Source organism: Streptomyces longhuiensis (assembly GCF_020616555.1).
Classification (GTDB): domain Bacteria; phylum Actinomycetota; class Actinomycetes; order Streptomycetales; family Streptomycetaceae; genus Streptomyces; species Streptomyces longhuiensis.
Genome location: NZ_CP085173.1, coordinates 2396930 through 2420705, shown reverse-complemented (window position 1 = coordinate 2420705; position 23776 = coordinate 2396930). Strand labels below are relative to the sequence as shown.

The 23776-nt window shown below is 70.4% G+C and carries 24 protein-coding genes and 1 pseudogene; 23 read left to right on the top strand and 2 right to left on the bottom strand.

All coding sequences use genetic code 11. The annotated features are described in order from the left end of the window. Nucleotides 1-162 precede the first annotated feature (162 nt). The 5 genes and pseudogenes from dop to prcA all read left to right on the top strand — a co-directional run bounded on the left by dop (nt 163) and on the right by prcA (nt 3920). Nucleotides 163-1674 carry a depupylase/deamidase Dop gene (gene dop, locus LGI35_RS11415; RefSeq protein ID WP_341483354.1) on the top strand — a complete coding sequence of 504 codons (1512 nt, stop codon included), beginning with the start codon at nt 163-165 and terminating at the stop codon, nt 1672-1674. 120 nt (nt 1675-1794) lie between these two features. After that, a complete protein-coding gene (locus LGI35_RS11410) occupies nt 1795-2013 on the top strand; it encodes a ubiquitin-like protein Pup (RefSeq protein ID WP_011027899.1) in 219 nt (72 codons plus the stop codon). Nucleotides 2014-2088: 75 nt separating this feature from the next. Then, nucleotides 2089-2284 (top strand): annotated as a pseudogene (locus LGI35_RS11405) (endonuclease domain-containing protein); the annotation flags it as partial. Continuing rightward, nucleotides 2236-3078 carry a proteasome subunit beta gene (prcB, locus tag LGI35_RS11400; RefSeq protein ID WP_227293761.1) on the top strand — a complete coding sequence of 281 codons (843 nt, stop codon included), beginning with the start codon at nt 2236-2238 and terminating at the stop codon, nt 3076-3078. The pseudogene LGI35_RS11405 and the gene prcB, both read left to right, overlap by 49 nt. An 83-nt stretch (nt 3079-3161) precedes the next feature. Then, nucleotides 3162-3920, top strand: coding sequence for a proteasome subunit alpha (gene prcA / locus LGI35_RS11395; RefSeq protein WP_227293760.1), 759 nt, complete (start codon nt 3162-3164; stop codon nt 3918-3920). Nucleotides 3921-3987: 67 nt separating this feature from the next. Here the strand turns inward: prcA and LGI35_RS11390 are convergent, their stop codons facing one another. Continuing rightward, complete coding sequence (locus LGI35_RS11390) at nt 3988-5025, bottom strand: LacI family DNA-binding transcriptional regulator (protein WP_227293759.1); 1038 nt, start codon at nt 5023-5025, stop codon at nt 3988-3990. A 124-nt stretch (nt 5026-5149) separates the two neighbouring features. On the opposite strand from LGI35_RS11390, the gene LGI35_RS11385 reads away from it, so the two are divergent. The 18 genes from LGI35_RS11385 to LGI35_RS11305 all read left to right on the top strand — a co-directional run bounded on the left by LGI35_RS11385 (nt 5150) and on the right by LGI35_RS11305 (nt 22737). Beyond that, nucleotides 5150-6409: an MFS transporter gene (locus LGI35_RS11385; protein ID WP_227293758.1), complete on the top strand. Its 1260-nt coding sequence runs from the start codon at nt 5150-5152 to the stop codon at nt 6407-6409. Nucleotides 6410-6418: 9 nt separating this feature from the next. Continuing rightward, the gene (gene pafA / locus LGI35_RS11380; RefSeq protein ID WP_030606492.1) at nt 6419-7780 is read left to right on the top strand and encodes a Pup--protein ligase; all 1362 of its coding nucleotides are present in this window, start codon (nt 6419-6421) and stop codon (nt 7778-7780) included. Between the two features lie 144 nt (nt 7781-7924). After that, entirely contained in the window at nt 7925-8941 is a 1017-nt protein-coding gene (locus LGI35_RS11375) for an FKBP-type peptidyl-prolyl cis-trans isomerase (protein WP_227293757.1), read from the top strand. Between the two features lie 59 nt (nt 8942-9000). Beyond that, complete coding sequence (locus tag LGI35_RS11370) at nt 9001-9375, top strand: FKBP-type peptidyl-prolyl cis-trans isomerase (RefSeq protein ID WP_227293756.1); 375 nt, start codon at nt 9001-9003, stop codon at nt 9373-9375. A 172-nt stretch (nt 9376-9547) separates the two neighbouring features. Beyond that, entirely contained in the window at nt 9548-10501 is a 954-nt protein-coding gene (locus LGI35_RS11365; RefSeq protein WP_227293755.1) for a helix-turn-helix transcriptional regulator, read from the top strand. Nucleotides 10502-10516: 15 nt separating this feature from the next. After that, nucleotides 10517-11473: a helix-turn-helix transcriptional regulator gene (locus tag LGI35_RS11360; RefSeq protein WP_227293754.1), complete on the top strand. Its 957-nt coding sequence runs from the start codon at nt 10517-10519 to the stop codon at nt 11471-11473. Nucleotides 11474-11610: 137 nt separating this feature from the next. Beyond that, nucleotides 11611-11856, top strand: coding sequence for a phage terminase large subunit family protein (locus tag LGI35_RS11355; protein WP_227293753.1), 246 nt, complete (start codon nt 11611-11613; stop codon nt 11854-11856). 9 nt (nt 11857-11865) lie between these two features. Further along, on the top strand, nt 11866-12063 hold the full coding sequence (locus LGI35_RS11350) for a hypothetical protein (protein WP_227293752.1): 198 nt from the start codon (nt 11866-11868) through the stop codon (nt 12061-12063). Between the two features lie 261 nt (nt 12064-12324). After that, nucleotides 12325-12612 (top strand): Sec-independent protein translocase subunit TatA, encoded by a 288-nt coding sequence (gene tatA / locus LGI35_RS11345; protein ID WP_227293751.1) that lies wholly within the window; start codon nt 12325-12327, stop codon nt 12610-12612. 50 nt (nt 12613-12662) lie between these two features. Further along, nucleotides 12663-13607 carry a twin-arginine translocase subunit TatC gene (gene tatC, locus LGI35_RS11340; RefSeq protein WP_227293750.1) on the top strand — a complete coding sequence of 315 codons (945 nt, stop codon included), beginning with the start codon at nt 12663-12665 and terminating at the stop codon, nt 13605-13607. 30 nt (nt 13608-13637) lie between these two features. Further along, nucleotides 13638-14528: a diacylglycerol kinase gene (locus LGI35_RS11335; protein WP_227293749.1), complete on the top strand. Its 891-nt coding sequence runs from the start codon at nt 13638-13640 to the stop codon at nt 14526-14528. A 133-nt stretch (nt 14529-14661) separates the two neighbouring features. Then, nucleotides 14662-17487: a DEAD/DEAH box helicase gene (locus LGI35_RS11330; RefSeq protein ID WP_227293748.1), complete on the top strand. Its 2826-nt coding sequence runs from the start codon at nt 14662-14664 to the stop codon at nt 17485-17487. A gap of 194 nt (nt 17488-17681) precedes the next feature. Then, nucleotides 17682-17810: a hypothetical protein gene (locus tag LGI35_RS46085; RefSeq protein WP_264484670.1), complete on the top strand. Its 129-nt coding sequence runs from the start codon at nt 17682-17684 to the stop codon at nt 17808-17810. Nucleotides 17811-18139: 329 nt separating this feature from the next. Next, nucleotides 18140-19762, top strand: coding sequence for a sensor histidine kinase (locus tag LGI35_RS11325; RefSeq protein WP_227293747.1), 1623 nt, complete (start codon nt 18140-18142; stop codon nt 19760-19762). Beyond that, nucleotides 19759-20166, top strand: a complete 408-nt coding sequence (locus LGI35_RS11320; RefSeq protein ID WP_100597102.1) for a roadblock/LC7 domain-containing protein — start codon at nt 19759-19761, stop codon at nt 20164-20166. Before LGI35_RS11325 ends, LGI35_RS11320 begins: the two co-directional genes overlap by 4 nt. Next, entirely contained in the window at nt 20163-20561 is a 399-nt protein-coding gene (locus LGI35_RS11315) for a DUF742 domain-containing protein (RefSeq protein WP_227293746.1), read from the top strand. Before LGI35_RS11320 ends, LGI35_RS11315 begins: the two co-directional genes overlap by 4 nt. After that, nucleotides 20542-21174, top strand: a complete 633-nt coding sequence (locus LGI35_RS11310) for a GTP-binding protein (RefSeq protein ID WP_116503155.1) — start codon at nt 20542-20544, stop codon at nt 21172-21174. The genes LGI35_RS11315 and LGI35_RS11310 overlap by 20 nt, the downstream gene beginning before the upstream one ends. Before the next feature lie 75 nt (nt 21175-21249). Then, the gene (locus tag LGI35_RS11305) at nt 21250-22737 is read left to right on the top strand and encodes a cytochrome P450 (protein ID WP_227293745.1); all 1488 of its coding nucleotides are present in this window, start codon (nt 21250-21252) and stop codon (nt 22735-22737) included. An 18-nt stretch (nt 22738-22755) separates the two neighbouring features. On the opposite strand, the gene LGI35_RS11300 is transcribed toward LGI35_RS11305, so the two are convergent. Beyond that, nucleotides 22756-23730, bottom strand: coding sequence for an RluA family pseudouridine synthase (locus LGI35_RS11300; protein WP_227293744.1), 975 nt, complete (start codon nt 23728-23730; stop codon nt 22756-22758). Between the last annotated feature and the right edge of the window lie 46 nt (nt 23731-23776).

The window sequence follows — 23776 nt, the reverse complement described above, 5'->3', positions numbered from 1 at the left end:
AGCAATGACGGTAATGATCTCCCCACCGGCGCATAGGCGTTCTAGGCTCTTCGGTACCGCCGAGTCGCGCAGCGCGGGGACGGGCACCGCACGCGCACCGGAGAACCAGCGGTACTTGAGCGCCGCCCCCGAACGGGGGCGCCGCCGGGCAAGGAGGGCCGCATGACCGTACGGCGAGTAATGGGCATCGAGACGGAGTACGGGATCTCCGTCCCCGGCCACCCCAACGCCAATGCCATGCTCACCTCGTCCCAGATCGTCAACGCCTACGCGGCGGCGATGCACCGGGCGCGCCGCGCCCGCTGGGACTTCGAGGAGGAGAATCCGCTGCGGGACGCGCGAGGCTTCGACCTCGCCCGGGAGGTCGCCGACTCCAGCCAGCTCACCGACGAGGACATCGGCCTGGCCAATGTCATCCTCACCAACGGTGCCCGCCTGTACGTCGACCACGCACACCCCGAATACAGCGCCCCCGAGGTCACCAACCCGAGGGACGCCGTCCTGTGGGACAAGGCCGGCGAGCGCATCATGGCCGAGGCCGCCGAGCGCGCCGCCCAACTCCCCGGGGCCCAGCCGATCCACCTCTACAAGAACAACACCGACAACAAGGGTGCCTCCTACGGCACGCACGAGAACTACCTGATGAAGCGGGAGACCCCCTTCTCGGACATCGTGCGCCACCTGACGCCCTTCTTCGTCTCCCGCCAGGTCGTCACCGGAGCCGGCCGCGTCGGCATCGGCCAGGACGGCCATGAGCACGGCTTCCAGCTCAGCCAGCGCGCGGACTACTTCGAGGTCGAGGTCGGCCTGGAGACGACCCTCAAGCGCCCCATCATCAACACCAGGGACGAGCCGCACGCGGACGCGGAGAAGTACCGCCGCCTGCACGTGATCATCGGCGACGCGAATCTCTCCGAGATCTCGACCTATCTCAAGCTGGGCACGACGGCCCTGGTCCTTTCCATGATCGAGGACGGCTTCATCGCTGTCGACCTGGCCGTCGACCAGCCCGTGCGCACCCTCCACCAGGTCTCCCACGATCCCGGCCTGCAACATCTGGTCACACTCCGCAGCGGCCGCACGCTCACCGCGGTGCAGCTCCAGATGGAGTACTTCGAGCTCGCCAGGAAGTACGTCGAGGAGCGCTACGGGGCGGACGCCGACGAGCAGACCAAGGACGTCCTGACCCGCTGGGAGGACGTGCTCGGCCGCCTGGAGAGCGATCCGATGAGCCTGGCCGGAGAGCTCGACTGGGTCGCGAAGCGGCAGCTCATGGAGGGCTACCGCCGCCGCGACAACCTCGACTGGGACGCCGCGCGGCTCCACCTCGTCGACCTCCAGTACGCCGACGTGAGGGCCGAGAAGGGCCTGTACAACCGTCTCGTGGCCCGCGGCAGGATGAAGCGGCTCCTGGACGAGTCGGAGGTCGAGAGGGCCCGTACGAAGCCTCCGGAGGACACCAGGGCGTATTTCCGCGGGCGCTGCCTGGAGCAGTACGCGGACGACGTCGCCGCGGCCTCCTGGGACTCGGTGATCTTCGATCTGCCCGGCCGTGACTCTCTGCAGCGGGTCCCAACCCTCGAACCCCTTCGCGGAACGCGTAATCACGTGAAGGAGCTGCTCGACCGGTGCCGCACGGCCGAAGATCTGGTCCGGGTGCTGTCCGGAGGCTGAAAAGCCGGCGGCAGGGGAATCACAGAGGTGGGCCTCGCACGTTGGACGAAGTGCGGGGCCGATGTCGGACCCGGCTTGTAGGGTCTGATCAAGAACGTCGAACCGAGCGGGGTGAGGTAGATGGCGACCAAGGACACCGGCGGCGGACAGCAGAAGGCGACGCGTTCCACCGAGGAGGTCGAGGAGCAGGCGCAGGACGCGCAGGCTTCCGAGGACCTCAAGGAACGCCAGGAGAAGCTGAGCGACGACGTGGACTCCGTGCTGGACGAGATCGACGACGTCCTCGAGGAGAACGCCGAGGACTTCGTGCGGAGCTTCGTTCAAAAGGGCGGCGAGTAGCTCGTTCCACCTTTGAACTGAAGGTGGCGTGGCCGGGGTGCCGGGGGCGGGCGGGTCGTCGACCGAAGCCGTCCCAAGCACCCGGCCACGGATGTGGATCACTGCCGTTCCGCGGGTAGGGTCCCTGACGTACTGTGCTTCAACTGCAATTCGGCCATCGGCAAGTTGGGACATTCGTCCCGACGTCATCCGTCGCGCCGCCGCCTACGTGGAAGGAATCGCGTGGAAGCCAACACTCGTAGCACCGGGCGTCTACCAGCAGCCTTCCTGACGCCTGGATCCTCGTCCTTCGTGGACTTCCTGTCCGTGCATCAGCCGGAAATCCTGCCCGGGAACCGCGCGTTGCCGGTGAAGGGCGCGATCGAGGCGCCGCACGGCACGACGATCGTGTCCGTCACGTTCCCCGGCGGTGTGGTCCTCGCCGGTGACCGCCGGGCCACCATGGGCAACATGATCGCTCAGCGCGACATCGAGAAGGTCTTTCCGGCGGACGAGTACTCGGCGGTGGGTATCGCCGGTACGGCCGGTCTGGCCGTGGAGATGGTGAAGCTCTTCCAGCTGGAGCTGGAGCACTTCGAGAAGGTGGAAGGCGCCCAGCTGTCGCTGGAGGGCAAGGCGAACCGGCTCTCGACCATGATCCGGTCGAACCTCGGCATGGCCATGCAGGGCCTGGCCGTGGTGCCGCTGTTCGCGGGGTACGACGTGGACCGCGGCAAGGGCCGCATCTTCTCGTACGACGTCACGGGCGGGCGGAGCGAGGAGCACGGGTACGCGGCGACCGGCTCCGGTTCGATCTTCGCGCGTGGGGCGATGAAGAAGCTCTACCGCGACGATCTGACGGAGCCGGAGGCCACGACGCTCGTCGTGCAGGCCCTGTACGACGCGGCGGACGACGACTCGGCGACCGGTGGTCCCGACGTGGCGCGCCGGATCTACCCGATCGTCACCGTGATCACGGACGACGGGTTCCGCAGGCTCACCGACGAGGAGGGTTCGCAGATCGCCCGTTCCATCCTCGAGCGCCGGCTGGAGCAGCCCGACGGCCCGCGGGCCGCGCTTCTCTGACCGGTACGCATCCGTCATGCCCGAAGCGCCATTCGCCCGAGACTTGAGTCACTGAGTCACTGACAGAAAGGGACGGACAGCCGGTGTCGACGCCGTTCTATGTCTCACCCCAGCAGGCCATGGCCGACCGGGCGGAGTACGCCCGCAAGGGCATCGCCCGCGGTCGCAGCCTGGTTGTGCTGCAGTATGCCGATGGCATCGTGTTCGTCGGCGAGAACCCGTCCCGCGCGCTGCACAAGTTCAGCGAGATCTACGACCGGATCGGCTTCGCCGCCGCCGGCAAGTACAACGAGTACGAGAACCTGCGGATCGGCGGTGTGCGCTACGCCGACCTGCGCGGTTACACCTACGACCGTGACGATGTGACGGCGCGTGGCCTGGCGAACGTGTACGCGCAGACGCTGGGCACGATCTTCTCGAGCAGCGCCGAGAAGCCGTACGAGGTCGAGCTGGTGGTCGCCGAGGTCGGGTCCGAGCCCGAGGGCGACCAGATCTACCGCCTTCCGCACGACGGCTCGATCGTCGACGAGCACGGCTCGGTCGCGGTCGGGGGGAACGCGGAGCAGATCAGCACCTACCTGGATCAGCGCCACCGGGACGGGATGACTCTCGCTCAGGCGCTGAAGCTGGCGGTGCAGGCGCTGTCGCGGGACACCAACGGCAGTGAGCGGGAGATCCCCGCGGAGCGGCTGGAGGTGGCGGTCCTCGACCGCACGCGCCCGCAGCAGCGGAAGTTCAAGCGCATCGTGGGGCCGCAGCTGTCGCGGCTGCTCGAGGCCGGTGCGGCGACGTCCGCCGAGCCGGTGGAGAGCAGTGACACGGAGTCCGACGACGAGGAGTGAGCAGGGCTTTCCTGCCGAGGTGTCCGGCGCCCCGACCGTGCAAGCGGTCGGGGCGCCGTTCGTCGTCTCAGGCCGCGGGCGCGGCCGTGGAGCCGCGGACGACCAACTCGACGGGGAGCGCGCCGGTTTCCGGGGTGCGGCCGTCCAGGACGGCGAGGAGCGCGGCCATGCCCCGCTCGCCGAAGAGCTCCGCCGGCAGCCGGACGGTGGTGAGTTCGGGCTCGACGGCGGTGGCGAGCGAGAGGTCGTCGAAGCCGGTGACGGAGAGGTCGTCGGGGATGCGCAGGCCCAGTCTGCGGGCGGCCTTGTAGGCGCCGGTGGCGAGCTTGTCGTCGTCGCAGACGATCGCGGTGGGGCGGGGTCCCGGGGTGGTGAGCGCGGCCTGCGCGGCGGTGCGGGCGGCGTCGACCGTCAGGGGCGAGCGCACGGTGCTCACGTGGGTCTCGGGGACGCGGGCCGTGCGGTCGGCGAGCTCGTGGGCGCGCACGTCGAAGGTCCAGGAGGGCACGGCCGAGGCGAGGTGCAGGAACCGGCGGTGGCCGAGGGCCAGCAGATGGTCCGTCACCTGGCGCATCCCGTCGGCGATGTCGAGGTTGACGGTGGCCGCGCCGCCGGTGCCCGCCGTGTCGTCGGGGTCGCTGTCGAGCATGACGAGGGGGAGTCCGCCGCCGCGGATGGCGGTGACGGCGTCGGAGGCCATGGAGGAGGCGAGGACGCCGTCGAGGGCCGCGCGTGCGGAGTCGAAGGGGTCGCGCGCGGGGCCGATGCCTTCGGGGGAGGGGTAGAGCACGACGCCGAAGCCGTGTTCCGCGGCGACGCGGGCGGCGCCGGTGTAGACGCCGGCGAAGAACTCGTTGGTGAGGGCGGGGACCACGAGGAGGGCCGTGCGGGTGCGGCCGAGGCGCAGATTGCGGGCGGCGAGGTTGGGGCGGTAGCCGAGGTCGCGGGCGGCGGCGCGGACGCGTTCGGCGGTGGCTTCGGCGACGCGGCCGCGCCATTTGTCGCCGAGCACGAGGGAGACGGCGGCCTGGGAGACTCCGGCGGCGCGGGCGACGTCGCGGCTGGTGGGACGCGCGGGGGCCGTCTCGTCTGACCCGGTCGTCACTCATGCCTCCGTGGGGTGTGCGGCGGGGCCCTCGGGTGGACCCGTGGTCTGCGGACATGGTACGTATGACCCTCGACGTTATACGTAAAACCTAGGGCGCCTCGGGGCGGCGAGAGGGCGGGCGATGGCCGCGGGTTATGCGGAGATCCTCAAGGCGCGGCACGCGGCGCGGCTGCTGGCGGGCACCCTGGTGGGGCGCCTGCCGAACGCGACGGCCGCCATCGCGATCGTGCTGTTCGTGCGGGCCGAGGGCGGCACGTACAGCCTGGCCGGGGCGCTCGCCGCGGTGTACGGCGTCTCCAACGCGGTGGGCCAGCCGCTGCTCGGCCGGCTCGTGGACCTGCGAGGACAGCCGCGAGTGCAACTCCCGGCAGCGCTGGCCTCGGCCCTGGCCATGACCGTCTTCGCCTGCGCCGGGACCGGGTCACCGGCGCTCGCGTACGCCGCCGTGGGCGCGGCCGGCCTGTTCACCCCGCCCCTCGAGGGCGGGCTGCGCGCGCTGTGGCCGAACGTGCTGCCGCGCGAGGACCAGGTGCACACCGCGTACGCGATGGACGCCGTGGCGCAGGAAGTCATGTTCACCGTCGGGCCGTTGCTCGTCACTGTGTGCGTTTCGCTGTGGTCGGCGCAGGCCGCGCTCATCGTTCTGAACGTCGTCGGCGTGCTCGGCGCGCTGTCGGTGGTCGTGTCGCAGCCGTCGCGCGCGTGGCGCTCGGCGCCGCGCGAGGCGCACTGGCTGGGCGCCCTGCGCTCGCCCGGACTCCTCGCGCTCCTCGGGGCCTTCCTGTTCATCGGGACGGCGCTGGGCTCGATCACGGTGGCGGGCGTCTCGTACGCGGACGGACACGGCGGCGACGTGACGTACGGCTGGCTGATGGCGGCGCTCGGGCTCGGCGCGCTGGCCGGTGGCTCGGTGTACGGGGCGCGGCAGTGGGCCGGTGTCCCCGAGCGGCGGCTGCGGTGGCTGGTGGCCCTGCTGGCCCTCTTCTACGTGCCGTTGGTGCTGATGCCGGGCGTGGTGGCCATGACGGCCCTGACGGCGCTCGCGGGGGTGTTCCTCGCCCCGTCGATCGCCTGCGCGTTCATCATCGTCGACCGGCACGCGCCGCGGGGCACGGTGACGGAGGCGTTCTCGTGGCTCGTGACGACGTTCACGGTGGGTACGTCGATCGGAACCGCCGCCGCCGGACCGGTCGTCGAGTGGGGCGGCACGGTGTGGGGCTTCGCCGTTCCCGGAGCCGCGGGCGTGGCCGCTCTGCTCGTCCTCCTCGCCACCGGACGGGTCCTCGCAGCTCCCCGTGGCGCCGGGCGTGTCGCGGGCTCATCGGAAAATGATCGAAACGGTGCTGTCGAACCCGGTTTCAGTACAGGGCATCAGGCGTAATGTTCACTCATGGACCGCCGCATTTTCGGGCTGGAGAACGAGTACGGCGTCACATGTACGTTTAGGGGACAGCGCCGCCTGTCTCCTGACGAGGTGGCGCGGTACCTCTTCCGCCGTGTCGTGTCATGGGGCCGCAGCAGCAATGTCTTTCTGCGGAACGGCGCCCGCCTCTATCTCGATGTCGGGTCACATCCGGAATATGCAACTCCCGAATGTGACAACGTGACCGAGTTGGTCACGCACGACAAAGCGGGCGAGCGCATTCTGGAAGGCCTGCTCGTCGACGCCGAACGCCGCCTGCACGAGGAGGGAATCGCGGGCGACGTCTATCTCTTCAAGAACAACACGGACTCGGCGGGAAACTCCTACGGCTGCCACGAGAACTATCTGGTGGCCCGTCACGGGGAGTTCTCGCGACTCGCGGACATCCTCATTCCGTTCCTGGTCACACGGCAACTGCTGTGTGGCGCGGGCAAGGTGCTGCAGACTCCGCGCGGCGCCGTGTACTGCGTGAGCCAGCGCGCCGAGCACATCTGGGAGGGCGTGTCCTCCGCGACCACGCGTTCCCGCCCCATCATCAACACCCGCGACGAACCGCACGCGGACGCCGAGCGCTACCGGCGTCTGCACGTCATCGTCGGCGACTCGAACATGTCCGAGACGACGATGCTCCTCAAGGTGGGCGCCACCGACCTCGTGCTCCGCATGATCGAGGCCGGCACGGTCATGCGTGACCTCACACTGGAGAACCCGATCCGGGCCATCCGCGAGGTCAGCCACGACATCACCGGCCGGCGCAAGGTGCGTCTGGCCAGCGGCCGCGAGGCATCCGCCCTCGAGGTGCAGCGCGAGTACTACGAGAAGGCCGTGGACTTCTGCGAGCGCCGCGGGATCCGCACCGGCACCGTCGAGCAGGTCCTCGAACTGTGGGGCCGCGTTCTCGACTCGATCGAGGCCGAGGACCTCGACCGGATCGGCACCGAGATCGACTGGGTGATGAAGTACAAGCTCATCGAGCGGTACCGGGCCAAGCACAACATGACCATGTCGCATCCGCGGGTCGCGCAGATAGACCTCGCGTATCACGACATCCACCGCCGCAGGGGCCTCTACTACCTTCTGGAGAGGAAGGGACAGGCGGCCCGCATCTGCAACGACCTCAAGATCTTCGAGGGCAAGTCGGTGCCGCCGCAGACCACGCGCGCTCGGCTGCGGGGCGACTTCATCCGCAGGGCCCAGGAACAGCGCCGTGACTTCACGGTCGACTGGGTGCACCTGAAGCTGAACGACCAGGCGCAGCGGACGGTGCTGTGCAAGGACCCCTTCCGGTCGGTGGACGACCGGGTGGAGAAGCTGATCGCTGGAATGTAGGACGACCCGCTCACCGTCGACCCGGAGCCCCGTACGTGATCTACGTACGGGGCTCTTTGGTGCGTGTGCGGTACCCCGGGTCAGTGACGTGAGGGCCTACAGTGGCTGGACCGTACTCACGTAACCCGCAACCTGAGGATCACTGTGCGACGCCGACTTGCTGCTCTGCTCATCGTCCCGGCTCTGGCGCTGACCGCGACGGCGTGCGGGGGTGATGACAACAAGAAGAGCGACACGGACAAGGCGGACTCGGCGTCTCCCTCGCCCAAGGCCGAGGCGGCCGCGCCCAAGCCCGTCGACTCGGCTTCGCCCATGCCGGAGATCAGCGGCGCCATCGGCAAGCAGGCGAAGATCACCGTGCCGAAGGCCGAGCCGAGCGGCAAGTTCGTCGTGCACACGCTGTCGCAGGGTCACGGCGCCGTGGTCAAGAAGGACGACCTGGTGTCGATGAACTTCACCGGCAAGGTCTGGAAGAGCGGCAAGGACCTCGGCAGCTCCTACCAGCAGGGCGGCAGCCCGCAGATGATCACCGCGGGCTCGAAGTCCGTCATCCCGGCGTTCGCGGACGCCCTGGTCGGCCAGAAGGAAGGCAGCCGCGTCCTCGTCGTGGCGCCGCCCGCCGCCGGCTTCGGCAGCCAGGGCAACCAGCAGGCGGGCGTCACCGGCACCGACACGCTGGTCTTCGCGATCGACGTCGGCAAGGTCACCCCGAAGATGGCGACGGGCACGCAGGCGTCCATCCCGTCGAACCTGCCGCAGATCAAGGCCGACAAGCCGGAGCCCGCGACGATCTCCGTGCCGAAGAACGACCCGCCGAAGAAGCTGGTCGACCAGGTCCTGATCCAGGGCAAGGGCCCCGAGGTCAAGAGCGGCAAGACGGTCACCATGCAGTACAGCGGTGCCGCCTGGAAGATCAACGAGGGCAAGCCGAAGGCCACGCTCTTCGACTCCTCGTGGAACACCGGCCAGCCCTTCACCACGGTCATCGGCGCGGGCCAGGTCATCCCGGGCTGGGACAAGGGTCTCGTCGGCAAGCACGTGGGCGACCGCGTCCTGCTGGTGATCCCGGCCGACCAGGCCTACGGGAAGCAGGCCAAGGGCGACACGCTCCCGGCCAACTCGACGCTCGTGTTCGTCGTCGACATCCTGGCCACGTCCTGACCCTGCGGGATGCAAGACTGTCCGGGTTGCCCAACCGTTTAGCAGCAGGAGCAAGAGACGTGAGCATCGAGAAGCCCGAGATCGACTTCCCCGAGGGCCAGCCGCCGGCTGACCTGGAGATCAAGGAGATCTGGGAGGGTGACGGCGCCGTCGCCAAGCCCGGCGACTACGTCAAGGTCCACTACGTGGGCGTGGCCTTCTCCACCGGCGAGGAGTTCGACGCCTCCTGGAACCGCGGCAACCCGCTGGAGTTCCAGCTCGGCGCCGGCCAGGTCATCACCGGCTGGGACAAGGGCATCCAGGGCATGAAGGTCGGCGGCCGCCGCCGGCTGACGATCCCCGCCCACCTCGCCTACGGCGACCGTGGCGCCGGCGGCGGCGTGATCGCCCCCGGCGAGACGCTGATCTTCGTCTGCGACCTGGTCGGCGTCTGATCGACAACGACGCGGTCGCCGTCTGATCAGGCTGTGACCGCAAGCGGTCAACCGAGGGCCCATGCCTCCTGGCATGGGCCCTCGGCTTTTGCCACGACACCCCGGAGCGGTACGGTCGACGTTCGGATGGGGGAGAGCCAGAGGGCTCTCGAAGAGAGGACGTAGGGCGTCGATGGCCATTGCGAAGGCCGAGCGGCTGATGAATCTGGCGCTGTGTCTGCTCGGGACGGGACGCCCGCTCAGCAAGCGTGAGCTGCGCGGTTCCATCGAGGCCTACCTGGAAGCCAATTCCGACGACAGCTTCAACCGGATGTTCGAGCGCGACAAGGACGACCTGCGCGAGCTCGGCCTGGTGATCGCGACCGTGGAGAACCTCGACGGGGAGGTCGGCTATCTCGCCCGCCGCGACAGCAACCGGCTGCCGCCCGTCACCCTCGACGCCGAGGAGGCCGCCGCGCTGGGTCTCGCCGCGAAGGTCTGGCAGCAGGCCCGTCTCGCCGGCGCCGCCAGCGGAGCCCTGCAGAAGCTGCGGGCCGCGGGACTCCCCGAGGACGTCGACCCGTACGAGGCGCACTCGGCCCTCGAACCCCGTATCCCCGCGCACGAGGCGTCCTTCGAACCCCTGATGCTGGCCTGCCGCGACCGGCGGCCCGTCGTCTTCGACTACCGCAAGGCCACCGCCGCGCGGCCCGAGCAGCGGCATGTCGAGCCGTGGGCGCTGGAGTGCTGGCGCGGCCACTGGTACCTCGCCGGCTGGGACCGCGACCGCGGCGCCGAGCGCGTCTTCCGGCTCTCCCGCATCACCGGCAAGGTCCGCTCCCGGGCCGGCCGCTTCACCGCCGACGTGCCCGACGTCGTGACCGTCCGCGAGACCGTCGCGGGCTGGGCCGGCGAGACCGCCGACCGCACGGCCCTGATCAGGCTGCGCACCGGCTCCGGCTATCCGCTGCGCGCCAAGGCCTCGGCCGTACGCGACCTCGGCGACGGCTGGGACGAGCTGGAGATTCCTTACGGACACGGGCTCGACGCCTGGCTGGTCGAGTTCGGGCCCGATGTGGTCGTGCTCGAACCCGCCGAGCTGCGGGCCGAGGTCGTCGACCGGCTGCGTGCCGTGGCCAAGGGCTGAGGGGAACGAGGACCAATGGCCACGAACGCCATCGACCAGACCCGGCGGATGCTGTCCCTCGTGACGTATCTGCGGGAGCGCCCCGGAGCACGCGTCGAGGATGTCGCCCGCGCCTTCGGGATCACCGAGGACGAGCTGATCTCGGACCTCGACATCCTGCCGCTGTGCGGGACGAGCTTCCGTGGGGGCGACCTCCTCGACATCGACACGGACGGCGACCGCATCTGGTGGCACAACCCGGACGACGTCGCCGCGCCGCTGCGGCTCGCCGCCGACGAGGCGACGGCGCTGCTCGTCGCCGCGCGCGCCGTGTCCACACTGCCCGGCCTCAGGGAGAGCGACCGGCTCGCGCTCCTTCGGGCCACCGCCAAGCTGGAGGCCGCGGCGGGCGAGGCGGCCGGGGCGAGCGCCCGGCTCTCGGTGACCTTCGAGTCCGAGGGCGGCGTCTTCGCCGACGTCGACCGGGCGATCTCGGAGCGGCGCCGGCTGTGGATCCGCTACTACTCCCCGGCCCGCGACGAGCTCACCGAGCGGGAGATCGACCCCATCCGCCTGGTGAGCGTCGGCCACACCTACGTGGAGGCCTGGTGCCGGCGCTCCGAGGCGCGGCGCACCTTCCGCCTCGACCGGGTCGCCGAGATCCGGATCCTGGACGAGCCGTCCGCGCCGCCGGAGATCGAACTGCGGGACCTGTCCGAGGGGCTCGTGCAGCCCGCGGCCGAGGACCCGGAGGTCGTGGTCGAGGTCGGTCCCGGCGGACGCTGGGTCGCGGAGTACTACCCGCACGACAGCGCCGAGGAGTTGGCGGACGGCGGCCTGCGGATCACGCTGCGCACGCCGGACCCGTCGTCGCTGAGGCGGCTCGCGCTCCGGCTCGGCCGCGACGGGCGCATCGTCTCGCCGCTCGGGCTCGCCGAGAGTGCGCGGCAGGCCGCCGGGGAGGCGCTGGCCGCGTACGACGGGCAGGGGTAGCGCCGTTGGCCGCGGGCGGGTCCGTGACGACCCTCACGCGCGCGGCCGGGGCGAGAAGGGTGGGCGTGCCGTTGACCGCGGTACGGCCCGGGGGCGCCAGAAGTTCGGGAAGTTCTGAAAAATCTGGGATGGTCGAAATGGGTGGATTGTCCGCAGTGGTGGGTCCGGTGCTCTTCAAGGCCGCCTGCCCCGACTGCCGTGAGCGGTTCGAACTCTCCGCAGGAGCCCTGCGCCTGGCGATCGGTGCCACCCGCCGCACCACGTTCTACTCGTTCACCTGCCCCGAGTGCGGCGCCGCCGTACGTAAGCCGGCCGGGGAGCGGATCATCGAACTCCTCACCGGCGGAGGGGTGAGCACGCTCCGCCTCCACCAGACCGTCTAGGCTCGGCGCATGTTCTGGGCGATGCTGGCGATTGCTGTGGGGTTCGTGGGACTCGCCGTGCTCGGCGTACTCGCGGTCAAGGTCTTTGTCGAGGCGCAGCGCCTCGGGCGCCAAGTCGCCGACACCACGCAGCAGATCAACCGCGCGGCGGAGGACCTGGAGCGGGCGGCGACCGGAACGGCCCGCGCGAGCCGCGAGCTTCTCTGATCGCAGGACCCGCCGAGTGTGACGGGGGAGACATGCTGGAAAGCGCTTTACCCCTGTGCCCTGTCCGGTTGCCGGGACGGGCGGGTACGCTGCGAGGCGCGGCCCGTCGAGCGAGGCGCGGACCGCAACTGGGAGTACGCAGAGGGATTGCCCCCTGTTCACCCCCGCGGGATACGATCGCTGCCAGCACGGTGGTCGGACATCAGTCCGACCTGTACCGGCAGCCCCGCCCCTGCCGCCTCGGTGAGAAGGTAAACGCTTATGTTCGGAAAGATCGGCGCCCCTGAGATCATTCTGATCCTCGTCGTCATCGTCCTGCTGTTCGGCGCGAAGAAGCTTCCGGACATGGCGCGCTCGCTGGGCAAGTCGGCCCGCATCCTCAAGAGCGAGGCCAAGGCGATGAAGTCCGACGGCCAGCAGACCGCTCCGGCCGACCCGCCGCAGCACGACGGGCAGACCCCGGCGCAGCGCACGATCAAGGCCGCCCCCGGTGACGTGACAGGCGGCCGCCCGGTCACCGAGCCGACCGACCAGACTTCGCAGCGCTGATCCCGGGCCGCCCCGCGAAGGCGGCCTGTCGCACGAGATGAGGACGTGGGTTGCTCAAGTCTGCCCGCAAGACGGAGAAGGATCCCGAGGGGCGGATGCCGCTCGCGGAACACCTGCGTGAGCTACGCAACCGGCTCACGAAGGCCCTGCTGGCCATCGTCGTCGTCACGATCGTCGCCGCCTTCTTCTACAAGGACATCATCGAGTTCTTCACCAATCCGGTGCTGGACTCGGTGGGCTGCAAGTCGAGCTTCGCCGAGCTCGCGGAGCAGGCGAACAAGGGACAGCACGACGAGACGTGCGCGCGGATCGTGCTCAACGGTCTGCTGACGCCGTTCACGCTCGCGCTGAAGATCTCGCTGATGGCGGGTGTCGTGCTCGCGTCGCCGGTCTGGCTGTACCAGCTGTGGGGCTTCGTCGCGCCCGGCCTGCACCGGCACGAGAAGAAGTACGCGACGGCTTTCGTCGCCACCGGCTTCCCGCTGTTCCTGTGCGGCGCCTTCTTCGCGTACAAGACCCTCCCCACGATGGCGAGGGTGCTGCTCGACTTCTCGCCGGGCGGTGTCGACAACCAGCTGCCGCTGGACGATCTCCTGGACCTGATCACGCGCATGGTGGTCGTCTTCGGGCTCTCCTTCGAGCTGCCGCTGCTCCTCGTGATGCTCAACCTCACCGGGGTGATCACGGGCAAGCGGATGATCGGCTGGTGGCGCGGCATGATCATGGGCATCACGGTCTTCGCGGCCGTGGCCACGCCCAGCACCGACCCGCTGAGCATGTTGGCGCTCGCCGGACCCATCTGGGTCCTCTACTTCGCGGCCGCCGGTTTCTCCCTGCTCAACGACCGCCGCAAGGCCAGGGACCACGAGGACCTGGACGACGACGAGGCCTCGAACCTGGACCTCACCCCCGAGCCCGTCTCGGCCGGCAACGCGCTGCCCGAGCAGGCGAGCTCGGACCATGACCGGGTCAACGGTTATGACGACGTGACCTGACAGGGCGGCACGATCTTGTAAGGTCCGCCCGTGACCAGCGAGATCACCCTCTTCGTCAATCCCACCGCCGGGCGCGGCCGGGGCGCCCAGGCGGCGCAGCCGGCCGCTTCCGCGTTGCGGGCGGCCGGTTTCTCCGTGCGTACGGTCGTCGGGGAGGACGCCGGCGACGCGCTCACGCGCGCGCGTGCCGCGGTCCACGACGGCACCGGAGCGCTCATAGCCGTCGGCGGTGACGGCATGGCCAACCTCGCGCTCCAGGCGGTCGCGGGCACCCGCACCCCGCTCGGCGTGATCGCCGTCGGGACGGGAAACGACTTCGCCCGCTCCCTCGGACTGCCCGTGCGCGACCCGGCGGCGGCAGGCGCCCTCGTCGCCGACGCCCTCAAGGGCTCGCGGATACGCGAGCTCGACCTGGGGCGGGCCGACGGACACTGGTTCGGCACCGTCCTGGCCTCGGGGTTCGACTCCCGGGTCAACGACCGGGGCAACCGGATGCGCTGGCCCGGCGGCCGCTTCAAGTACGACCTCGCGATCGTCGCCGAACTCGCCGCGTTCAAGCCCATCCCGTACCGGATCACCCTGGACGACGGCCCCGCGCTGGAGGTCGAGGCCACGCTCGTCGCCGTGGGGAACGGGACGTCGTACGGCGGTGGCATGAAGATCTGTGCCGGTGCCGACATGACGGACGGACTCTTCGACATCACGGTCGTCGGAGACTGCTCACGGGCGACGCTGCTCAAGGTCTTCCCGCGCGTCTACAAGGGGACCCACCTCGACCACCCCGTGGTCACCGTCCACCGCGCGAAGAAGGTCGAACTGGCTGCGGAGGGGATCACCGGGTACGCCGACGGGGAGCCGCTCGGAAGCCTGCCCCTGACCGTCGAGTGCGTGCCGCGGGCCGCGCTGGTCGTAGGGCCCTGACGCCCGGAGATCGTGGGCCCCGGCCCTGGAGATGGGCCCCGGGCCCGGAACTCGTGGCGCTCCGATCCGAAAAGGGGCCGATCACAATAAAGATCGTCCGTTGTCAGTGGTGGCCGGTAGTCTCGAAAGCACGATGACAGAGGACCTCTCACCGGCCGAGCGGTACGCGGCAGCACGTAAGCGCGCTGCCGAGCAGGCCACCGCGCTCGCCGATTTCCGCGAGATGTACGACTTCGGCCTCGACCCCTTCCAGATCGAGGCGTGTCAGGCTCTCGAGACGGGCAAGGGCGTCCTGGTGGCCGCGCCCACCGGCTCCGGCAAGACGATCGTCGGCGAGTTCGCCGTCCACCTGGCCCTCCAGCAGGGCAAGAAGTGCTTCTACACGACACCCATCAAGGCGTTGTCGAACCAGAAGTACGCCGACCTCGCCAGGCGGTACGGAGCCGACAAGGTCGGCCTGCTGACCGGCGACAACAGCGTGAACGCGGACGCTCCGGTGGTCGTCATGACCACCGAGGTCCTGCGGAACATGCTGTACGCGGGCTCGCAGACCCTCCTCGGCCTCGGCTACGTGGTCATGGACGAGGTGCACTACCTCTCCGACCGCTTCCGCGGCGCCGTCTGGGAAGAGGTGATCATCCACCTCCCGGAGTCCGTCACCCTGGTCTCCCTCTCGGCGACCGTGTCGAACGCGGAGGAGTTCGGCGACTGGCTCGACACCGTGCGAGGCGACACCGAAGTGATCGTCTCCGAGCACCGGCCCGTACCCCTGTTCCAGCACGTGCTCGCCGGGCGCCGGATGTACGACCTCTTCGAGGAGGGCGAGGGCCGCAAGAAGGCCGTCAACCCGGACCTGACGCGCATGGCCCGCATGGAGGCCAGCCGCTCGTACAACCCGCGCGACCGCCGCAAGGGCAAGATGGTGCGCGAGGCGGACCGCGAGCGCGAGCGCCGACAGCGCTCCCGGATCTGGACGCCCGGCCGCCCCGAGGTCATCGAGCGCCTCGACAGCGAGGGGCTCCTGCCCGCGATCACGTTCATCTTCAGCCGCGCCGCCTGCGAGGCCGCCGTACAGCAGTGCCTGTACGCGGGCCTGCGGCTCAACGACGACGAGGCCCGCGCCCGCGTCCGCGCGATCGTCGAGGAGCGCACGGCCGCGATCCCCGACGAGGACCTGCACGTCCTCGGCTACTTCGAGTGGCTCGAAGGCCTGGAGCGCGGCATCGCCGCCCACCACGCGGGCATGCTGCCGACGTTCAAGGAGGTCGTCGAGGAGCTGTTCGTACGCGGCCTCGTGAAGGCCGTCTTCGCGACGGAGACCCTGGCGCTCGGCATCAACATGCCGGCCAGGTCCGTCGTGCTGGAGAAGCTCGTCAAGTGGAACGGCGAGCAGCACGCCGACATCACGCCCGGCGAGTACACCCAGCTCACCGGCCGGGCCGGTCGGCGTGGCATCGACGTCGAGGGCCACGCGGTCGTCCTGTGGCAGCGCGGCTTCAGCCCCGAGCACCTCGCGGGACTCGCGGGCACGCGCACGTACCCGCTGCGCTCCAGCTTCAAGCCGTCCTACAACATGGCGGTGAATCTGGTCGAGCAGTTCGGCCGGCACCGCTCGCGCGAGCTGCTCGAGACGTCCTTCGCGCAGTTCCAGGCCGACAAGTCGGTCGTCGGGATCTCCCGCCAGGTCCAGCGCAACGAGGAGGGCCTGGACGGCTACAAGGCCTCCATGACCTGCCACTTGGGAGACTTCGAGGAGTACGCGCGGCTGCGCCGCGAGCTCAAGGACCGCGAGACGGACCTCGCCAAGCAGGGTGCGGCCCAGCGGCGCGCCGCGGCGGCCGCCGCCCTGGAGAAGCTCAAGCCGGGCGACGTCATCCACGTCCCCTCCGGCAAGTTCGCCGGGCTCGCGCTCGTCCTCGACCCCGGCCTCCCGGCCGGCCGGTCGAACGGACACCGTGGCTTCGAGCAGCACGACGGACCGCGCCCGCTGGTCCTGACCGCCGAGCGCCAGGTCAAGCGGCTCGCGTCGATCGACTTCCCGGTGCCCGTCGAGGCGCTGGAGCGGATGCGGATCCCCAAGTCCTTCAACGCGCGCTCGCCCCAGTCGCGGCGGGACCTCGCGTCCGCGCTGCGCACCAAGGCCGGCCACATCGTGCCCGACCGGCATCGCAGGGGCCGCGCGGCGGCGGCCGACGACCGTGAGATCACGCGGCTGCGCGCCGAACTGCGCGCCCATCCCTGTCACGGCTGCGACGAGCGCGAGGACCACGCCCGCTGGGCCGAGCGCTACTACCGGCTGCGGCGCGACACGCAACAGCTGGAGCGCCGCATCGAGGGCCGGACGAACACGATCGCCCGCACCTTCGACCGCATCGTGGCCCTGCTGACCGAGATGGACTATCTGCGCGGCGACGAGGTCACGCAGAACGGCAAGCGCCTCGCGCGTCTGTACGGCGAGCTCGACCTGCTCGCCAGCGAGTGCCTGCGCGACGGGGTCTGGGAAGGCCTCAGCCCGGCCGAACTGGCCGCGTGCGTCTCGGCGTTGGTGTTCGAGGCCCGCGCCGCCGACGACGCGCTCGCGCCCAAGCTGCCGTCCGGCAAGGCCAAGGCGGCGCTCGGTGAGATGGTCCGCATCTGGGGCCGGCTCGACGCCCTGGAGGAAGAGTTCAAGATCAGCCAGACCGAGGGCGTCGGCCAGCGCGAACCCGATCTGGGCTTCGCCTGGGCCGCGCACCAGTGGGCGTCCGGCAAGGGCCTCGACGAGGTTCTGCGCGAGGCGGACATGCCCGCCGGTGACTTCGTGCGCTGGTGCAAGCAGGTCATCGACGTGCTCGGCCAGATCGCGGCCGCGGCGCCGTCCGTCTCCGGAGCGGGAGACGGGGACACGGTCGCCAAGAACGCCCGCAAGGCCGTGGACGCGTTGCGGCGCGGCGTGGTGGCGTACTCGTCCGTCGGTTAGAGGGCGGCCGGTGGTGACCGGTCGCGCCGTTCCCCGCGCCCTGACGGGCGCGGGGACACAGGCCGTACGCGATTCCATGACGGTCATGCCGTCCGTGTCCGTTCGTGCCGAACTCAACGAAATCCACGGGTAGTTGCTGCCGCCACCGATCAGGGCGTGCATGTGCGGAGGGTGAACTGTCCCCGCGTACCCATGTGTTCCTCGGGCTGACCGAAGGCGTCATTCTCGTGCACCGCCCCGATCCCGAATGCTCCGTACCGGTCGTCGCCCCGGTCGTCGCCGCGACGGCCGCGGGCGCGGACCCGCGCACCGCGGGCCCCTGACCTCACACGCGTCACGCACCGAGGGCCCAACAGCCTTTCCGTGACGGGGATTTCGCACGGGCGGACGTGATCACTCCATGTGTGCGAGCCGCCGCTGAGCGTGCAAATGGGGCCGAGTGTATTCCTCCCGTCCGGCCATTTCAGGTGCTTGCGGAATATGACACAGCGGTGATCCCACGGGACTAAGCTCGCCCGCAGCGCACCGAGTTGGCACATATTCGTGCGTTTGTTCCCAATCTTGTAGATGGTTCGAGTTCATCCCCCCACGCGCACGTCGGCACGTCCCCGTAACCACACATTTCCCCGATCCGACCGTTCAGAGGGCATACATGGTGAGTGTTCAATCGCCTCCCGGTGGCCGAGAGATCCCCTACACACGCGTGCTGTTGCTGCCCGCCGTGGCCATGGCCGCGGCGACCGGAGCCGCCGTCGCGGTGGTGGCGCAGCCCGCGCGGCTCGCCGTCGCCCTGTGCGGCGGCTTCGCCACGCTCCTGCTGATCCTGGTGGCCGCCGAGGTGGTACGCCGCGGCCGCACGATCAAATGGGAGCGGGCCCAGTCCGCCCGCCACGTCGAGCATCTGGAACGCAGTCTCGCCGCCCGTGACGACGAGGCCCAGTGGATGGCCAGGTATCTGCTGCCCGAGTCCCTGTACCGGCTGCGCTCCGGCGACACGGCCTCGGAAGCCGTCAAGGTCGTCGTCGAGAGTGACCCCGCGCACTCCCAACTGCCCCAAGCGCAGCGCAGGTTGATGGCCGAGGTGCTCGACCTCATCGACCGCGAGGAGAACATGCGCGACGCCGCGCAGCGCGCCTTCGTCTCCATCGCGCGCCGCGTCCAGTCCATCGTGCACAAGCAGAACGCCGAACTGCGCGAGATGGAGGAGGACCACGGCCGCAACCCCGAGGTCTTCGACGACCTCCTGCGCATCGACCACGGCACCGCGCTGATCGGCCGGCTCGCCGACTCCATCACCGTCCTCGGCGGCGCCCGCCCCGGCCGCCAGTGGCCCCGGCCGGTGCCGCTCTACAGCGTGCTGCGCGGCGCCATGTCGCGCATCCTCGAATATCCCCGCATCGAGCTGCACTCGATCGCCAAGGTCGCCATCCGCGGCATCTCCGTCGAGCCGCTCATCCACGCGCTCGCCGAGCTCATGGACAACGCGACGCGCTACTCGCCGCCGCAGACCAAGGTGCACGTCACCGCGGTCGAGGTGCAGACCGGCATCGCCATCGAGATCGAGGACGGCGGCGTCAGCCTCAGCGAGGAGGCCCGCGGCCGCGCCGAGGAGATGCTCGCCCGCGCCAAGGCCGGTATCGACCTCAACGACCTCGGCGAGAACCCCCGCCTCGGCATGGCCGTCGTCGGCCGGCTCTCGCAGATGTACGACATGCAGATCGCGTTGCGCCAGTCCGCGTACGGCGGCGTCCGCGCCGTCCTCATCGTGCCGCGGATCATGATCACGACCGATCCCGCGCCCGGCCTCGCGCACGGCATCGGCGCCTCCGGTGTGCCTCGCGTCAACAACGACGGCGAGCCCATCGTGGAGGAGCCCCGCAAGAAGAAGCTGCGCCGCCCCACCACGGGACCCCGCCCCTCCGCACCGCTGATGGCCGCCATGGAGGACGACGTCCCCGTCGTCACCGAGTGGCGCGCCAACGGACTTCCGCAGCGCCGCAGGAAGGTCGACACGAAGGTCATCGACCAGCAGATCATCGTGACGCCCAGGGCGCCCGAGAACGGCGGCGGGGCGGCGCCGCGCGCGGACCAGCCCCCGCAGTGGACGCCCATCCCGGTGCCGGCCTCCGAGGCCGAACCCGAGAAGCCGGACCAGCCCGAACCGGGCCTGTGGGTCGAGGCGTTCATGAACGGGCTCAAGGGTGACGGGCAGGGCGACGCGTCGGGCGAGCCCACCGGGACCAACCAGCAGGTCGACGAGGGAGACCGTCAGTGATCCAGCAAAGGGCAAACTTCGACTGGATGCTCAAGGAGCTCGCCGACGGCGTGCCTCAGACCCGGCAGGTCGTGGTGCTCTCCGCGGACGGCCTGCGCATCGCCCGCTACGGCGGAGACCCCGACGCGGCCGACCGCATCGCCGCCGCCTGCGCCGGACTCCAGAGCCTCGCCACCGCGGTGGCCAGCGAGATCCCGGACAGCGACGGCCGGATGAGCATGGTCATCATCGAGGTCAGCGGTGGGTTCTTCTACCTCATGGCCGCGGGCAAGGGCGCGTACCTCGCGGTCCTCGCCGACGCCCACGTGGACGCCGGACTCATCAGCAACCGCATGCGCGACCTCGTCGTACGCATCGGCGCACACCTCACCAGTCCGCCCCGGCGCAACGGGCAGACCGTATGACGCATCCCCCGCAACCCTCCCGGGCGGAGCCGCCGCAGCGCGAACGCCGCGGGCCGGACGGCAAGGGCGCCAACCCCGAACGCCTGTACACGATCACCGGTGGCAGCGAGGGGGCCGAGCGCGCGCCGCTCGACCTGGTCACCCTGATCGTCGCGCGCGCGGACCCCCCGCCCGCGGCCCCGCCCGAACAGGCAGCCCTGTTACGGCTGTGCAAGTCACCCCTGTCCACGGCCGAGATCTCGGCCTACCTCAGTCTGCCGTTCAGCGTGGTCACCGTGCTGCTCGGCGAACTCCTCGCGGCCGAACTGGTCCAGGCGCGCGCCCCCGTCATCCGCGGCGCCGTAGCCGACCGTTCCCTCCTCGAAGCGGTGATGCATGGACTTCAAAAGCTCTGACACGCTCCGGGACGGACCCCACATTCCGGGGCCCCGGAGCGAGGACCATCTGCCCGACACGGTCACGGCCGCGGTGAAGGTCGTCATCGTGGGCGGCTTCGGCGTGGGCAAGACCACGATGGTGGGATCCGTCAGCGAGATCAGGCCGCTCACCACCGAAGAGACCATGACCCAGGCGGGCATCGGAGTCGACGACAACTACGGCTCCGAGACGAAGACCGCCACCACGGTCGCCATGGACTTCGGACGCATCAGCATCACGGACGAGCTGGTGCTCTACCTCTTCGGCACCCCGGGCCAGGAGCGCTTCTGGTTCCTGTGGAACGGCCTGTTCGAGGGCGCGCTCGGCGCCGTCGTGCTCATCGACACCCGCCGCCTCGAAGTCAGCTTCGACGTGATCGGGCGCCTGGAGGAGCGCGGCGTGCCGTTCGTCATCGCCAACAACGCCTTCCCCGACGGCCCGCGCTACCCCGCCGACGAACTGCGCCAGGCACTCGACCTCGACCCGGACGTCCCGATCCTCGAGTGCGACGCCCGGCGCCGCGCCTCAAGCCGGGACGTCCTGATGACGCTGATGCGCTATCTGCACGAACTGGCGCTCGCCCGCGTCTGACCCGGCCGGCGCCGGCCGCCCTTTCTTCGACACAGCCTTTTCCACACAGACTTTCCACACACCGGAGCGATCACCGTGACGACTCCCTCCCACTCCCACGCCGGCACGGACGAGGCCGCGCTCAGTCCACCGCCCGGCTGCCCGGCCCACGCCCTGGGCCCCGGCGGCCTGCGCCGGCTCTACGGTCCCGAGGCGGACGACGACCTCGCGGCCGTGTACGAGAAGCTGCGCGCCGAACACGGCCCCGTCGCCCCCGTCCTGATCCACGACGACGTGCCGATGTGGGCGGTCCTCGGGCACAGCGAGAACCTGCACATGGTCCGCTCGACCTCCCAGTTCAACCGCGACGCGCGCCACTGGAACGCCGTCCTCGACGGCAGTGTCACCCCCACCAACCCCCTCGCGCCCGTCTTCAGCTGGCAGCCCATCTGCAGCTTCGCCGAGGGCGCCGACCACCAGCGGCTGCGCGGCGCGGTCACGGGGGCGATCGGCACCATCGAGGCCCGGGGCCTGCGGCGCTTCATCAACCGCGCCGCGAACGAACTGGTCAACAAGATCTGCGAGACCGGCGAGGCGGACGTCGTCAGCCAGTTCGCCGAGCATCTGCCGATGATGGTGATGTGCCGGATCTTCGGCATGCCCGAGGAGTACAACGAGCGGATGGTGCAGGCCGCCCGCGACATGATCAAGGGCACCGAGACCGCCATCGCGAGCAACGAATACATCATGGGCGTCCTCACCAGGCTCACCGCCCGCCGCCGTGCCCACCCCGAGGCCGACTTCACCAGTCACCTCATCGCCCAGCCCGCCGCGCTCGACGACGACGAGGTGGCCCAGCACCTGCGCCTCGTCCTGATCGCCGCGTACGAGGCGACGGCCAACCTCATTGCGAACGTGCTGCGCGTGGTCCTCACCGACCCGCGCTTCCGTGCCCAGCTCAACGGCGGCCAGATGACCGTGCCCGAGGCGGTCGAGCAGTCCCTGTGGGACGAGCCGCCGTTCAGCGCCATGGTCGGCTACTTCGCCAAGGAGGACACCGAGCTCGGCGGCCGGCACATCCGCCGGGGTGACGGCCTGATCTTCGGCATCGCGCCCGGCAACGTCGACCCCGTCGTACGGCCCGACCTGTCCGCCAACATGCAGGGCAACCGCTCGCACCTCGCCTTCGGCGGCGGACCGCACGAGTGTCCCGGACAGGACATCGGCCGCGCCATCGCCGACATCGGTGTCGACGCGCTCCTGATGCGCCTTCCCGACGTCGAACTCTCGGTGCACGAGCACGAGTTGCGCTGGCGCTCCTCGATCCTCTCGCAGCACCTGGTGGAGCTGCCGGTGAAGTTCGAGCCGCGCCCGCCGCAGGACGTCGTCGCCAAGCCCGGCATCCGGCCGGTCCCGGAGCCGCGCGACGAATGGCAGGTGTCGACGCACGCCCCGCCGGCGCCCGCCCCCGCTCCGGCGCCCGCCCCCCAGCCGCAGCAGCAGCCGCCCGCAGCGTTCCCGGAGCCCGCCGCACCGCCGCAGGGCGCCTGGCGGCGTTTCCTGCGCTGGTGGCGCGGCTACTGACCGGGCAGCGCCCAGGCGTTACGAGGGGTGCGCGGGCGCCGTCGGCCCGCCGCCCGCCCACTCCTCGTACGCCGACCAGGCGTCGAGCGTCCGCCCGCTCTCGAAGCGGTGCTCCCGGCCCGTCACCGGATCCCTGAACTCCAGGGTCCGGGCGAGGAGTTGGAGCGGGCGGCGGAAGTCGTCCGGCGCCACCTCGTCGGCGATCACCGGGTAGATCGGGTCGCCGAGGATCGGCAGGCCGAGCGCGTTCATGTGGACGCGCAGCTGGTGGGTGCGGCCGGTGTGGGGGAGCAGCCGGTAGCGGCCGAGCCCGCCGCGCCGCTCGACGAGCTCGATCCGGCTCTCCGCGTTCGGCTCCGCGCCCGGCACTTCGCGCGCGGCGAGCACCCCGCGCTCCTTCTCGATCCGGCTGCGCACGGTCCTCGGCAGAGCGATTCCCGGGTCGTGGGCGGCCACCGCCTCGTACTCCTTGCGTACGAGCTTGTCGCCGAACAGAGTCTGGTACGCGCCGCGTTCCTCGGACCGGACGACGAACAGGACGAGGCCCGCGGTGAGCCGGTCGAGCCGGTGCGCCGGCCCGAGCGCGGGCAGGCCCAACTCCCGCCGCAGGCGCGCCAGCGCGGTCTCGGTGACGTGGCTGCCGCGCGGCGTCGTCGCCAGGAAGTGCGGCTTGTCGGCGACGACGATGTGCTCGTCGCGGTACACGATCCCGATGGGGAACGGCACCGGCACCTCGGGCGCCAGGTCGCGGTGGAACCACATCCAGGCGCCCGGCGCGTACGGCGCGTCCGCCGTCACCGCGGCCCCGTCCGCGCCCACGATCCGTCCCTCGCGCAGCATCGCGTCGATCATCTCGGGCCCGGCCGCGAGCCGCTCCACGAGATGGTCGCGCACCGTGCTCCAGGCGCCGTCGAGCGGCAGCATGACCCGGAAGGCGTCGATGCCGTCGCGCTGCGGCAGCGGGGAGGGCGGAATGCGCCGCTTACGTCTCATCGCGGCCCAGCCTACGGGCGGCCGCGGGTCCCCGGGAACCACGGAC

What these genes read in the sequence shown, in the direction of transcription:
- dop (WP_341483354.1), top strand. Translation starts at nt 163, where the DNA reads ATGACCGTACGGCGAGTAATGGGCATCGAGACGGAGTACGGGATCTCC.
- LGI35_RS11410 (WP_011027899.1), top strand. Translation starts at nt 1,795, where the DNA reads ATGGCGACCAAGGACACCGGCGGCGGACAGCAGAAGGCGACGCGTTCC.
- LGI35_RS11385 (WP_227293758.1), top strand. Translation starts at nt 5,150, where the DNA reads ATGGCCGCGGGTTATGCGGAGATCCTCAAGGCGCGGCACGCGGCGCGG.
- pafA (WP_030606492.1), top strand. Translation starts at nt 6,419, where the DNA reads ATGGACCGCCGCATTTTCGGGCTGGAGAACGAGTACGGCGTCACATGT.
- LGI35_RS11365 (WP_227293755.1), top strand. Translation starts at nt 9,548, where the DNA reads ATGGCCATTGCGAAGGCCGAGCGGCTGATGAATCTGGCGCTGTGTCTG.
- LGI35_RS11360 (WP_227293754.1), top strand. Translation starts at nt 10,517, where the DNA reads ATGGCCACGAACGCCATCGACCAGACCCGGCGGATGCTGTCCCTCGTG.
- LGI35_RS11355 (WP_227293753.1), top strand. Translation starts at nt 11,611, where the DNA reads ATGGGTGGATTGTCCGCAGTGGTGGGTCCGGTGCTCTTCAAGGCCGCC.
- LGI35_RS11350 (WP_227293752.1), top strand. Translation starts at nt 11,866, where the DNA reads ATGTTCTGGGCGATGCTGGCGATTGCTGTGGGGTTCGTGGGACTCGCC.
- tatA (WP_227293751.1), top strand. Translation starts at nt 12,325, where the DNA reads ATGTTCGGAAAGATCGGCGCCCCTGAGATCATTCTGATCCTCGTCGTC.
- LGI35_RS11330 (WP_227293748.1), top strand. Translation starts at nt 14,662, where the DNA reads ATGACAGAGGACCTCTCACCGGCCGAGCGGTACGCGGCAGCACGTAAG.
- LGI35_RS11325 (WP_227293747.1), top strand. Translation starts at nt 18,140, where the DNA reads ATGGTGAGTGTTCAATCGCCTCCCGGTGGCCGAGAGATCCCCTACACA.
- LGI35_RS11315 (WP_227293746.1), top strand. Translation starts at nt 20,163, where the DNA reads ATGACGCATCCCCCGCAACCCTCCCGGGCGGAGCCGCCGCAGCGCGAA.
- LGI35_RS11310 (WP_116503155.1), top strand. Translation starts at nt 20,542, where the DNA reads ATGGACTTCAAAAGCTCTGACACGCTCCGGGACGGACCCCACATTCCG.
- LGI35_RS11300 (WP_227293744.1), bottom strand. Translation starts at nt 23,730, where the DNA reads ATGAGACGTAAGCGGCGCATTCCGCCCTCCCCGCTGCCGCAGCGCGAC.